Consider the following 12,418-nt stretch of genomic DNA (forward strand, 5'->3'; position numbering starts at 1 on the left):
GGGCACAATTGTCTTGGCTCATTGAGCCTGCAACGGATGGGGAGGCAGGAACGACGGTGGCGGAACGGAGCACGGCTGCCGTCGACGTGGCCGACACGAGCGGCGAAGAGCCGCTGACCGCCAAGGCGGGTCAGGCCACGAGCGACGGCGCGGAGGCCGAGAAGGTATCCGGCAAGGAACAGCACGCCGCACGCACCGATGAAAAGGGTGCCGAGGCGGCCGATTCCAAGCCACCGGAACTGCACAGCGGCCACAAGCTCGCCAGACGCTACCGCCTTGAGGAGTGCGTCACCCGTCTGGACGGATTCAGCAGCTGGCGCGCCGTCGACGAGAAGCTGCGCCGGGCCGTCGGCGTGCACATCCTGCCCGCCGACCATCCACGGGCCCGCCCGGTGCTCTCTGCGGCCCGGTCCTCCGCACTCCTCGGCGACCCCCGGTTCGTCCACGTTCTCGACGCCGTCGAGGAGAACGACCTCGTCTACGTCGTCCATGAGTGGCTGCCGGACGCCACCGAGCTGACGACCGTGCTCGCCTCCGGCCCGCTGGAGCCGCACGACGCCTACCAGCTCGTCAGCCAGGTCTCCCAGGCCATGGCCGCCGCGCACCGCGAGGGCTTGGCCCATCTGCGGCTCACTCCCGGCTCGGTGCTGCGCACGGAGTCCGGGCAGTACCGCATCCGCGGCCTCGCGGTCATGGCGGCGCTCCGCGGCATCACGTGCGAGCACCCGCAGCGCACGGACACCGAGGCGATCGGCGCCCTGCTGTACGCCGCGCTGACCCAGCGCTGGCCGTACGAGAACGACGCCTACGGCCTCACCGGCCTCCCGAAGGGCGTCGGGCTGATCGCACCCGACCAGGTGCGGGCAGGGGTCCACCGCGGGCTGTCCGAGCTCGCCATGCGCGCGGTGAACAACGACGGCGCCACCGCCTCGCGCCAGGAGCAGCCGTGCACCACCCCGGAGGAGCTGGCCAAGGCCGTGGCCGCGATGCCCCGCATCCGGCCTCCGGAGACGGCGTTCTCCACCCCGCCGCCGTACCCGCGCAACGGCCACCAGCAGGGCTCGTACGGCCAGTCGTCGGCCCGCAACGGCCAGTCCGGCCGGCCGACGCAGGCCATCACCACGCCGCCGCCCCCGCTCCAGAGCCGTACCGGCCGAGCGCTGAAGTGGTCCGTCTCCGCGCTACTCATCGCGGCGCTGGGCCTGGGCAGTTGGCAGCTGGCGGACACCCTGCTGAAGCGGGAGGGCGACCAGGAGGGCTCGGGCAACTCGCAGACCAGCGGCGGCCCGGCCAAGAAGCCGACCGGCAAGCCGATCAAGATCGTGGACGCCTCGGAGTACTACCCCGACGGCAAACCGCAGCACCCCGAGCAGGCGAAGAACACCTACGACGGAAACCCCAGCACCTACTGGCGCACCATGAGCTACCTGGAAGGCCCCGACCTGAACCCGGCCTTCAAGCAGGGCGTCGGCCTGGTCTACGACCTCGGGTCGAAGCAGCAGATAAGCAGCGCCTCGATCGGGCTGCACTACGGCGGCGCTCACACGACGGTGACGCTCTACGCGGCCAATTCCCTCTCACCGTCCGAGCCCCTGAGTTCCATGCACAAGCTCGGTACGGCCCAGACCTCGGGAACCACCGCAAAGGTCGGTCTCAAGACGCCGGCGATGGCCCGTTATGTCGTTGTGTGGTTCACCGCGCTGCCCAACTCACCGGCCGACCAGTTCAGCGAGGCAGGCTACAAGCAGGGCGTGACGGAGGTTTCCTTCACCAGCTGAGGACACGGTGCGGGGGCACTGTCCGCAAGCAGCCGGGGTTCCGGCCGGTCAGCCGGCCGGAACCCCGCCTTCACGCCCACTGGCAGACAACCGGCCCGCAGCGGTCGGAGCGCCGCATTTCGACGGCATTTACATTCCTGACCCGGCGGGCTTCAATGGGACCGAGATCAGGCAGCTACGGCCGGGGGGCCCGTGTCCACCGACAGCGACGAGGCTTCGACACCAACCGACGCCGATCTCCTTGCGCTGCACGTAAAGGGCGACCCCGACGCCTTCGGGGAAATCGTGCGACGCCACCGCGACCGACTCTGGGCGGTGGCCTTACGGACACTCGGCGATCGCGAAGAAGCCGCCGACGCCGTACAGGACGCCCTGGTCTCCGCCTATCGCGCCGCTCATACGTTCCGCGGCCAGTCAGCCGTGACGACCTGGCTGCACCGCATCACGGTCAACGCCTGTCTGGACCGGGCCCGCAAAGCTGCTTCCCGGCGCACCTCGCCCGTCGCCGAGACCGAGCGGCTGGAGCAGCTTCTCGAACCCGAGGAATCCGCGGCGCTCCCCGCCGAACGCCAAGACCTGCACCGCGAACTGCTCGTCGCGCTGCGCACACTCCCCGAAGAACAGCGTGCCGCTCTCGTCCTCGTCGATATGCAGGGCTACCCCGTCGCGGAGGCCGCCACGATCCTCGACGTCCCGACCGGAACCGTGAAAAGCCGCTGCGCACGGGGCCGTGCACGACTCCTGCCATTGGTCACCCATCTGCGCGCCGATGGCGGGGATAGCAATCCCGCAAGCGGGGGAAGGAACCGGGCGCAGGGGACATCCGTCCCACCGACGGCAGGACCGAAGGGAACAGGTGCCGTGAAGGGCGGAGGTGGGCGAGCGTGACGTCGACGACCGGCACAGGTGAGCACCCGGAGGTCTCCGAGATCTCCGATCTCACGGATGGACTGCTGTCCCCCTCTCGCACTGCGGATCTACGCGATCACTTCGCGACCTGCGCGCTGTGCGAAGACGTCTACGCCTCTTTGGAGGAAATCCGAGGGCTGCTCGGCACACTTCCGGGGCCTATGCGGATGCCAGCCGATGTCGCCGGCCGCATCGATGCGGCCCTCGCAGCCGAAGCACTGCTGAACTCCACCGCTGCTGGGTCCGAGTCGCTCGTTTCACGTGAAACTTCGACGGTTTCACGTGAAACACCGAACGCCGCCGTCGCCGTTTCACGTGAAACGAACACGGAAGCTCCCCGACGCGAAGCCCCGCCCGCCCGACCCGCCGTGCGGCCCCGTGGTGCCTCCGGGCCGGGCCGTCAGACGCCGCGGCGCCCGGGGCGCTCACGGCTCTGGTCCCGGGTTCTGCTCGGCACCGCTGCGGCGGCAGCGGTGCTCGGCATCGGCGGCCTCCTCATCCAGAGCGCCACCACCAGCAGCACCCAGGCCGGAAACCAGAACAGCGTGTCCCCGGCCGGCGCGGGTGGTTCGGGCGGGCTAACTGCCGCATCGCTCGGGACACATGTCCACGAGCTGCTCACCTCCGCGCAGTCGCAGAAGGTGCCCGAGATCGGGACCCGCAGCTCTCCCCAGACACCGCTGCGTGGCGAGGCCGACACCGTCCCGTCCTGTGTGCGCCAGGGCATCGGACGTCCCGAGACCCCGCTGGCATCGAGCCGCAGCACGTACGACGGCAAGGACGCCTTCTTGGTGGTGCTGCCGCATCCGTCCGACCCGAAGAGTGTCTCCGCCTATATCGTCACTGCCTCGTGTGTCTCAGCCACGCCGCCGGCACCCGGGAAGGTCCTGCTGACCCACTCGTATCGGCGAGACTGAGATACGGGATGTGCGCTGTGGCACTCCGGGAATGCTCGCCCCTTAGGATCCGTTGGGTGGGGTGAGAGTTCCGAGACCCCAGCAAGCCGTCGGCAGAGACAAGGAAGACACCCGTGAGCGACGTCCGCAACGTGATCATCATCGGCTCCGGGCCCGCGGGATATACCGCAGCGCTCTACACCGCCCGCGCGTCCCTGAACCCTCTGGTCTTCGAAGGCGCCGTCACCGCCGGCGGTGCGCTGATGAACACCACCGACGTGGAGAACTTCCCCGGCTTCCGCGACGGCATCATGGGGCCGGACCTGATGGACAACATGCGCGCCCAGGCCGAGCGCTTCGGCGCCGAGCTTGTGCCGGACGACATCGTCTCGGTCGACCTCTCCGAGGAGATCAAGACCGTCACCGACACTGCGGGCACGGTCCACCACGCCAAGGCGGTCATCGTCGCCACGGGCTCCCAGCACCGCAAGCTCGGTCTGCCCCGTGAGGACGAGCTGTCCGGCCGTGGCGTCTCCTGGTGCGCGACCTGCGACGGGTTCTTCTTCAAGGACCAGGACATCGCCGTCATCGGCGGCGGCGACACCGCGATGGAGGAGGCCACCTTCCTCTCGCGCTTCGCCAAGTCCGTCACGGTCGTCCACCGCCGCGACGCTCTGCGGGCCAGCAAGGCGATGCAGGACCGTGCCTTCGCCGACCCGAAGATCAAGTTCGTGTGGGACAGCGAGGTTGCCGAGATCCACGGCGAGAACAAGCTCTCCGGTCTGACCCTGCGCAACGTCAAGACCGGTGAGACGTCCGAGCTTCCGGTCACCGGGCTCTTCATCGCGATCGGCCACGACCCGCGGACCGAGCTGTTCAAGGGCCAGCTGAACCTGGATGACGACGGCTACCTCAAGGTCGAGGCACCCAGCACCCGGACGAACCTGCCGGGTGTCTTCGCCGCCGGCGACGTGGTCGACCACACCTACCGCCAGGCGATCACCGCGGCCGGCACCGGCTGCTCCGCGGCTCTCGACGCCGAGCGGTTCCTCGCGGCTCTCTCGGATGGCGAGGCCACGGCCGAGACGGAGAAGACCCCCTCCGCCTGACCCGCCCACCCCCAGCTTTCCCACCACCCACCCCATGAAGGAGATAGCCATGGCCGGCGCCACGGTGACCGTGACGGACGACAACTTCGAAGAGGTCGTCCTCAAGAGCGACAAGCCCGTCCTCGTGGACTTCTGGGCCACCTGGTGCGGTCCGTGCCGCCAGGTCGCCCCCTCCCTGGAGGCCATTGCCGCCGAGCATGACGAGATCGTCATCGCGAAGCTGAACACCGACGAGAACCCGGCGACCACCGCCAAGTACGGCGTCATGTCCATCCCGACCATGAACGTCTACAAGGGCGGCGAGGTCGTCAAGACCATCGTCGGCGCCAAGCCGAAGGCCGCCATCGAGCGCGACCTTGAGGACTACCTCGCCTGAGGTACGCCGTCGCGTTTCACGTGAAACAGGCCCGCCCCCTCCGTGGGGGCGGGCCTGTTTCACGTGAAACGCGACGCTCAGAGCGACTTAGAGCGGCCGGAGGACAGGCTCCTTCTGGACCGCTCCGAGCAGCCGGTCCAACGCAAGCTCCACATCTTCCTTCCACGAGATTGTGGTCCGCAGTTCGAGCCGCAGCCGCGGAAAGCGAGGATGGGGGCGGACCGTCTTGAAGCCCACCGCGAGAAGATGATCGGCGGGCAGCACACATGCCGGTTCGGTCCAGCGAGCATCGCCGAACGCCTCAATGGCCTTGAAGCCGCGCTGGATCAGATCCTTGGCAACCGTCTGCACCATCACCCGGCCCAGCCCCTGCCCCTGGTAACCAGGCGTCAGCCACGCCGTCAGCAACTGCACGGCATCCGGCGACACCGGACTGGTGGGGAAGGCCAGAGAGCGCGGCACATAGGCCGGCGGAGCGTACATGACGAACCCGGCCGGCACCTCATCGACATACACGACGCGCCCGCAGGATCCCCATTCCAGCAGTACCGCTGAGATCCAGGCTTCCTTCTCCAGCTCCGGCCGGCCCGTCCTTACCGCGGCTTCGCCGCTGACGGGGTCGAGCTCCCAGAAGACGCAGGAGCGGCAGCGCTTGGGGAGATCCGGAAGGTTGTCCAGCGTAAGCGGTACGAGCCGACGGCCCATGGAACCAGGTCCTCGCTTCCCTCGCCTGCCGCACCACGCAGCGCAGTCAGCGCCGCCTGCTCCCTGAGCAGACCACCCACGAACCCTCCGATGGTTGCAAGGCCGAAGCCCGCCGCCAGCAGTCCGGTGCGGCTCACTGATCGCATGGCCCTCTCCTCAGTGTGAGGTCTCTCCACGTGGATGCGTGCCATACCCGATCGCATCGTATCCACCCTTTACGGGCACGGGTACTGCCGGAAAGCAAAGGGCGGGCCGTGTTCCGGTATCCACTCCGGAACACGGCCCGCCCTGGGGCCGAATGGATCAGCTCACTCTTCTTCGCCGCTCTCCTCGGACAGCGACTTTCCCAGCACCGATCCCTCGCCGGGAGCGAGGGTGCCGAGGATCCGCTCCAGATCGTCCATGGAGGCAAACTCGACGACGATCTTTCCCTTCTTCTGGCCGAGGTCGACCTTCACCCGGGTCTCGAAGCGGTCAGACAACCGAGAGGCAAGACCGGTGAGCGCGGGGGACACCCGGGCACCGGCTCGCGGCCCCTTCGCCTTGCTCGCGCTCTTGGGGTTCGAGCCCATGAGCGTGACGATCTCCTCGACCGAGCGGACCGACAGTCCCTCCGCCACGATCCGGCGCGCAAGCTGGTCCTGCTCTTCCGAGTCCTCCAGGGACAGCAGGGCACGGGCATGTCCGGCGGAGAGCACCCCGGCCGCTAGCCGCTTCTGCACGGCCGGCGACAGCTTCAGGAGCCGCAGCGTGTTGGAGACCTGCGGACGCGAACGCCCGATCCGGTCGGCCAGCTCGTCATGCGTGCACTTGAAGTCCTGCAGCAGTTGGTCGTAGGCGGCAGCCTCTTCCAACGGGTTGAGCTGAGCCCGGTGCAGATTCTCCAGCAGCGCATCGAGCAGCAGCCGCTCGTCTTCCGTGGCCCGCACAATGGCGGGGATCTTCTCCAGCCCGGCCTCACGGGATGCCCGCCAGCGCCGCTCGCCCATGATGAGTTCGTAGCTGCCGGGCGCGGTCTGACGGACCACCACCGGCTGGAGCAGCCCCACCTCCTTGATGGAGGTGATCAGTTCCGCGAGGGCATCCTCGTCGAAAACGTCACGCGGCTGCCGCGGGTTCGGCCGGATCGCGTCCAGCGGCACCTCGGCGAAGTGGGCACCCGCTACCTCTGACACGGCTTCCGCGGTCTTCTCCGCTTCGGCCGGTGCCTCTGTTTCACGTGAAACACCGGGCGTCGGCAGCGAAGCGACCTTGGCAGCCGCTACTCCTCGATCCGGGGCCAGAACCGGCACGGACGACGGTGACGTCGCTCCCCGTCCCACCGTGGGCCCGGCAGGGTCCGTGTTCTGCGGTGCCGCGGGGATCAGCGCACCGAGCCCACGGCCCAGCCCTCTACGTCGTTCGCTCACTGAGTCCCCTCCGAGATGCTGTGCTGTGCTTCATAGTTCACACTCAGGCCCTGGCCCCCCGTCTGCGGAGCGCCACGCAACGCGATCTCTCTGGCCGCTTCGAGGTACGAAAGCGCGCCACTGGATCCCGGGTCGTAGGTGAGCACCGTCTGCCCGTAGCTGGGTGCCTCGGAGATGCGCACCGAGCGCGGGATGCTCGTACGGAGCACCTCGCTACCGAAGTGGCTACGCACCTCATCGGCGACCTGTGACGCGAGCCGGGTACGCCCGTCGTACATCGTGAGCAGAATCGTCGAGACATGGAGCTTGGGGTTGAGATGCCCCCGCACCAGGTCGACGTTCCGGAGCAGCTGCCCCAGGCCCTCCAGCGCGTAGTACTCACACTGAATTGGAATCAGGACCTCGGCGCCGGCGACCAGGGCGTTCACGGTCAGCAGCCCGAGCGAGGGCGGACAGTCGATGAGGATGTAATCCAGCGGCTGCTCATATGCCTTGATGGCTCTGTCCAGCCGGCTCTCGCGCGCGACCAGTGAGACCAACTCGATCTCGGCCCCGGCCAGATCGATCGTGGCGGGGGCGCAGAAAAGGCCCTCCACTTCCACCACCGGCTGCACCACGTCGGAGAGTGGCTTGCTCTCGACCAGCACGTCGTAGATGGACGGCACTTCGGCGTGGTGGTCGATACCCAGAGCCGTCGACGCGTTGCCCTGGGGGTCAAGGTCTATGACCAGAACCCGGGCTCCGTGCAGCGCCAGTGAGGCCGCCAGGTTCACCGTGGTGGTGGTCTTGCCGACCCCGCCCTTCTGGTTAGCGACCACCATGACCCGGGTCTGTTCAGGTCGGGGCAGCGCCTCACCCCCGCGGCCGATTGCCTCTACCGCCAGCTGAGCTGCACGACCGATCGGGGTGTTGTCCATCGGGGGCGGCGTTTCACGTGAAACGTCGTCCCCGAACGACTCGCTACGGGGACCGGGGACCGGATCGGTCATCGGTCCCGCGATGTTGGCGTCGGACCGCAAGGATTCACTCTCCTCGACATCAGGCTCGCAATGGTCAGAGCCTGCCATGCTTTCGGCACCGTGAACCAGTGAGGTCCGTTCTCCTGTGGATGAATCCACATCTGTGGATACTTTCGTGACCCTTGCGGGTTTCCGGTCGCGCGGCGCGGCAGCCGCACGACCACGGCCGATGATCCCTTGCAGCAGAGAACGACGTTTCACGTGAAACACGATGCCAGCGCCGCGTCCGATTAAGTCGCGACACTCCGTCTTGTGGCTTTTTATGGCGCTTGCGGAATTCGCCCTATCCGCTATTTCGCGGATAGCTACGCCCACCGCATTGCAGCCGACCGGGACGTCTCCGGCGTCAGGGCATCAACGCCGGCGGCCCCTCGCCGCCCGGCTGACACGCGCAGCCTTCGCCCTCTTCGCAGCGAAGCGCACCCCGCCCGGGCTCTCGCCCACCTCGACCCGCACCACGGTCGACGGCGGATCCACCACGCCCGCGCCCACCTGCACGACCGAGGTCTCGACCACACCGAGCTTGCTCAGCGCCGCACGGGCCGCCTTGAGCTCCTCCTCCGCCGTGTCGCCCTTGAGCGCCAGCATCTCGCCGTACGGACGCAGCAGCGGTACACCCCAGCCGGCCAGCCGGTCCAGCGGCGCGACCGCCCGCGCAGTCACCACATGCACCTGCGGAAGCTTGCCCATGACCTCTTCAGCCCGGCCCCGGACAACCGTGACATGGTCCAGCCCGAGCAGCTCGACCACTTCCTGAAGGAAGTTCGTCCGCCGCAGCAGCGGCTCCAGGAGCGTGATCTTCAGGTCCGGGCGCACCAGCGCCAGCGGGATACCGGGCAGCCCTGCCCCTGAACCCACATCACAGACCGAGACGCCCTCCGGAACGACCTCGGAGAGCACCGCGCAGTTCAGCAGGTGCCGCTCCCACAACCTCGGAACCTCGCGTGGACCGATCAGCCCGCGCTTCACACCGGCGTCGGCGAGCAGTTCGCCGTACCGTACGGCCTCGGGAAAGCGCTCGCCGAATACCTCCTGCGCCGCTTTCGGCGCGGGAGGGAGCTCCGCTGCTGCCTCCGTCACGGGAACCGCCCTTCCTCTGGACTGCTTTTCCTGCCGGGGCCCCGGGCTGTTCCCGGGGGTATCACAGAAGGCTGACAACTTTTGGCCCCGCCTGCGAGCAGACGGGGCCAAAGAAAGACTGAGCGCTGAGCGATCAGGCCGGGAGGACAACCACGCAGCGCTGCGGCTCCTCGCCCTCGGACTCGCTCTGCAGCCCGGCCGCGGCCACCGCGTCGTGCACGACCTTGCGCTCGAACGGCGTCATCGGGTCCAGCTTCACCGGCTGCCCGGTGCTCTTGGCCTCCGCCGCCGCATTCGCGCCGATCTTGGTGAGCTCCTCGCGCTTACGCGCCCGGAAGCCGGCGATGTCCAGCATCAGACGGCTGCGGTCACCGGTCTCGCGGTGCACGGCCAGCCGCGTCAGCTCCTGCAGCGCCTCCAGCACCTCGCCGTCCCGCCCCACCAGCTTCTGGAGGTCGCGGCTGGTCGAGTCGCTGATGATCGACACCGCGGCGCGGTCGGCCTCGACATCCATGTCGATGTCACCGTCGAGGTCCGCGATGTCCAGCAGACCTTCCAGGTAGTCGGCCGCGATCTCGCCTTCCTGCTCCAGGCGGGTCAGGGTGTCGGTGCCCTTGGTGGCAGGGGTCGTGTCCGTCACGTCAGGACTCCTTCTTACTTCTTGGACGGGTGCTTGGGGCGCTGCTGGCCCTTGCGCTGCCCGGACTTGGTGGTACGAGATCCGGAGGCGGAGCCGCCCTTGTCGGACGTGTCGCCGGTCCCCTCGCTGTCCTGCGCGGACGCCTTCGAGGACCCGGCTGCCGTATCACCCGACGCCGAGCCGGCACGCGTACGGTTCTGCGCGCCGCCCGTCGGGGCACCCGTACCGGACTGCCGCTTGGCCTTCGTCTGGCGCTTGGGCTGCTGGCGGTTCTGGCGGGCCTCGTCGGCGGCCTTCTTCGCCTCGATCTCGGCGGGGCTCTCCACGATCTTGCCCTTGGCGCGCAGCCGCTCCTGACGCTCGGTGAACGCCTTGCTGCCCGGGGTGGGGTTGCGGCGGATGACGAACATCTGCTGGCCCATGGTCCACACGTTGGTGGTCAGCCAGTAGACGAGAACACCGACGGGGAAGTTGATACCGAAGACGGCGAACATGACCGGGAAGACGTACATCAGCATCTTCTGCTGCTGCATGAACGGCGTCTTCACCGTGAGGTCGACGTTCTTGGTCATCAGCTGACGCTGGGTGTAGAACTGCGACGCCGACATCAGGACGATCATGATGATCGTGACGACGCGGACGTCGGTCACCGATGCGCCGAGGCTCTGGATCTTCGCCGCGCTGTCCATGAACTTCGCCGCGAGCGGGGCACCGAAGATGTGCGCCTTCTGCGCGCTCGCCAGCAGCGACGGGTCGATGAAGCCGACCGTCTTGTTCTGGGCGATGTGGCTGAGGACCTGGTACAGCGAGATGAAGAACGGCGACTGGGCCAGAATCGGGAGACAGCTGGAGAGCGGGTTGGTGCCGGTCTCCTTGTAGAGCTTCATCATCTCTTCGGACTGGCGCTGCTTGTCGCTCTTGTAGCGCTCCTGGATCGCCTTCATCTTCGGCTGGAGCGCCTGCATGTTCCGCGTCGACTTGATCTGCTTCACGAAGAGCGGGATCAGGCAGACACGGATCAGCACCACCAGCGAAACGATGGACAGACCCCACGCAGCTCCACTGTCCCGGTCGAAGACGAGGCTGTAGAACGAGTGGAACTGGACGATGATCCAGGAAACTGCGTAATAGAGAGGACCGAGGATCGTGTCCACGAATCAGGCTCCTTGGGCGTTGGGCTGAGTCTCGGGCTGGGCGACAGGCTCAGGGACGGTGGGCCCGCCCAGGCGGCTCCTCAGCCGCTGATGCCAAACCGGACGCTTCCGGGGAGGGACGTGGTCGACGCCACCGAGCGACCACGGGTTGCACCGCAGGATGCGCCAGGCTGTGAGCGCAGTCCCTTTCACCGCGCCGTGCCGGTCGATGGCCGTATAGCCATAGTGCGAGCACGACGGGTAGTACTTGCAGACCGGCCCCAGCAGAGGGCTGATGGTCCACTGGTAAATCTTGATCAAAAGCAGCAGCGGGTACTTCACTGTGCGCTCCCTCCCGGGTCCCGTCCGGGGTTCCGGGGGCCCGCGGCGGAGCCGCCGTCGGTCACAGCCCCTGGGGGATTGCAGCCTTTCGACACCTCACCCAGCAGCCGCGCGAGCGCGGCGTCCAGGTCGCGGGCCAGCTGGTCGTGATCTGCGTCACCCGCGCCGGGCAGGGCCCGTACGACAACCAGGCTACCGGCGGGCAGCCGGTCCAGCCGATCGCGCATGAGGTGGCGAAGCCTCCGCTTGACCTTGTTGCGAACGACGGCGATGCCAACAGCCTTGCTGACGACGAAACCCGCACGCGCCGGGGGAACACATTCCCCCGCTGCGTGCGGGTCCGTTGCACCGCTACGAAAATGAACGACAAGGAGCGGGCGCCCGGCCCTGCGTCCCCGGCGTACCGCGGTCGCAAAGTCCTCGCGCCGCCTCAGCCGATGTTCGGTAGGCAGCACGTCATGGACCTAGGTTCAGGCTGCTCAGGCCGACAGGCGGGCGCGACCCTTGCCACGGCGGGACGCGAGGATCGCGCGGCCGGCACGGGTCCGCATGCGCAGACGGAAGCCGTGGGTCTTCGCACGACGGCGGTTGTTCGGCTGGAAGGTGCGCTTGCTCACTCGGGGGCTCCAGGAATCCTTGTTGTCTCTACGAGACAGATGTGGGGCGTCGACTGGCTGTCACCGTGCGCCCACGAGTAGCTCGCAACGCCTGAGTGCACCGCTACACGATCACTATGAGCGCGATCTTTGCCCATCGGAGGCAGGCGGCAGCAGCCATCGACAACTCGACCTGGTCACGGTACGCGCGGCTACGCCATCCGGTCAAACCGGCTCTATGGCAGCGCGGACGCCCCTCGCCAGGACACACTATGCACAGCCTGTGGACAACAACTTGAATCCCCAGGCCCGCCCTGACTACCGTGACTGAACTCCGATTCCTTCCCGCCCGTCCTGAGAATCACACATTCGTGGGACTGTGAGAGAGCGTGCCCTGTGGCTGATGTACCTGCCGATCTCGCCGCA

13 protein-coding genes and 1 pseudogene are annotated in these 12,418 nt (G+C 67.7%); 5 read left to right on the forward strand and 9 right to left on the reverse strand.

Translation table 11 applies throughout. From position 1 onward, the window contains the following. Positions 1 to 56: 56 nt before the first annotated feature. The 5 genes from GR130_RS39515 (at position 57) to trxA (ending at position 5,068) form a co-directional block, all read left to right on the forward strand. Complete coding sequence (locus tag GR130_RS39515) at positions 57 to 1,778, forward strand: protein kinase family protein (RefSeq protein WP_159509536.1); 1,722 nt, start codon at positions 57 to 59, stop codon at positions 1,776 to 1,778. A 192-nt stretch (positions 1,779 to 1,970) separates the two neighbouring features. Beyond that, entirely contained in the window at positions 1,971 to 2,666 is a 696-nt protein-coding gene (gene sigM, locus GR130_RS39520) for an RNA polymerase sigma factor SigM (protein WP_159509538.1), read from the forward strand. Then, positions 2,663 to 3,604: a hypothetical protein gene (locus tag GR130_RS39525; RefSeq protein WP_159509540.1), complete on the forward strand. Its 942-nt coding sequence runs from the start codon at positions 2,663 to 2,665 to the stop codon at positions 3,602 to 3,604. Before sigM ends, GR130_RS39525 begins: the two co-directional genes overlap by 4 nt. A gap of 113 nt (positions 3,605 to 3,717) precedes the next feature. Continuing rightward, a complete protein-coding gene (gene trxB, locus GR130_RS39530; protein WP_159509542.1) occupies positions 3,718 to 4,692 on the forward strand; it encodes a thioredoxin-disulfide reductase in 975 nt (324 codons plus the stop codon). Between the two features lie 49 nt (positions 4,693 to 4,741). Then, a complete protein-coding gene (gene trxA / locus GR130_RS39535; protein ID WP_159510534.1) occupies positions 4,742 to 5,068 on the forward strand; it encodes a thioredoxin in 327 nt (108 codons plus the stop codon). 87 nt (positions 5,069 to 5,155) lie between these two features. Here trxA and GR130_RS39540 read toward each other — a convergent pair whose 3' ends face one another. The 9 genes and pseudogenes from GR130_RS39540 to rpmH form a co-directional block, all read right to left on the reverse strand. Next, positions 5,156 to 5,773 carry a GNAT family N-acetyltransferase gene (locus GR130_RS39540; RefSeq protein WP_159509544.1) on the reverse strand — a complete coding sequence of 206 codons (618 nt, stop codon included), beginning with the start codon at positions 5,771 to 5,773 and terminating at the stop codon, positions 5,156 to 5,158. Between the two features lie 308 nt (positions 5,774 to 6,081). Further along, entirely contained in the window at positions 6,082 to 7,182 is a 1,101-nt protein-coding gene (locus tag GR130_RS39545; RefSeq protein ID WP_159509546.1) for a ParB/RepB/Spo0J family partition protein, read from the reverse strand. Further along, a complete protein-coding gene (locus tag GR130_RS39550) occupies positions 7,179 to 8,249 on the reverse strand; it encodes an AAA family ATPase (RefSeq protein ID WP_159509548.1) in 1,071 nt (356 codons plus the stop codon). The genes GR130_RS39545 and GR130_RS39550 overlap by 4 nt, the downstream gene beginning before the upstream one ends. A gap of 306 nt (positions 8,250 to 8,555) precedes the next feature. Continuing rightward, positions 8,556 to 9,281, reverse strand: a complete 726-nt coding sequence (gene rsmG, locus GR130_RS39555; protein ID WP_159509550.1) for a 16S rRNA (guanine(527)-N(7))-methyltransferase RsmG — start codon at positions 9,279 to 9,281, stop codon at positions 8,556 to 8,558. Positions 9,282 to 9,414: 133 nt separating this feature from the next. Beyond that, on the reverse strand, positions 9,415 to 9,921 hold the full coding sequence (locus GR130_RS39560) for a Jag family protein (protein WP_159509552.1): 507 nt from the start codon (positions 9,919 to 9,921) through the stop codon (positions 9,415 to 9,417). Between the two features lie 14 nt (positions 9,922 to 9,935). Further along, positions 9,936 to 11,075, reverse strand: coding sequence for a membrane protein insertase YidC (gene yidC, locus GR130_RS39565; protein ID WP_159509554.1), 1,140 nt, complete (start codon positions 11,073 to 11,075; stop codon positions 9,936 to 9,938). A 3-nt stretch (positions 11,076 to 11,078) separates the two neighbouring features. After that, a complete protein-coding gene (gene yidD / locus GR130_RS39570) occupies positions 11,079 to 11,396 on the reverse strand; it encodes a membrane protein insertion efficiency factor YidD (protein WP_006604423.1) in 318 nt (105 codons plus the stop codon). A 98-nt stretch (positions 11,397 to 11,494) separates the two neighbouring features. After that, positions 11,495 to 11,851, reverse strand: a pseudogene (rnpA, locus tag GR130_RS39575) (ribonuclease P protein component); the annotation flags it as partial. 24 nt (positions 11,852 to 11,875) lie between these two features. Next, on the reverse strand, positions 11,876 to 12,013 hold the full coding sequence (gene rpmH, locus GR130_RS39580) for a 50S ribosomal protein L34 (RefSeq protein WP_003949374.1): 138 nt from the start codon (positions 12,011 to 12,013) through the stop codon (positions 11,876 to 11,878). Positions 12,014 to 12,418: the final 405 nt, after the last annotated feature.

It is taken from the genome of Streptomyces sp. GS7 (assembly GCF_009834125.1).
GTDB lineage: Bacteria > Actinomycetota > Actinomycetes > Streptomycetales > Streptomycetaceae > Streptomyces.

What these genes read in the sequence shown, in the direction of transcription:
- trxA (WP_159510534.1), top strand. Translation starts at nt 4,742, where the DNA reads ATGGCCGGCGCCACGGTGACCGTGACGGACGACAACTTCGAAGAGGTC.
- GR130_RS39540 (WP_159509544.1), bottom strand. Translation starts at nt 5,773, where the DNA reads ATGGGCCGTCGGCTCGTACCGCTTACGCTGGACAACCTTCCGGATCTC.
- GR130_RS39550 (WP_159509548.1), bottom strand. Translation starts at nt 8,249, where the DNA reads ATGGCAGGCTCTGACCATTGCGAGCCTGATGTCGAGGAGAGTGAATCC.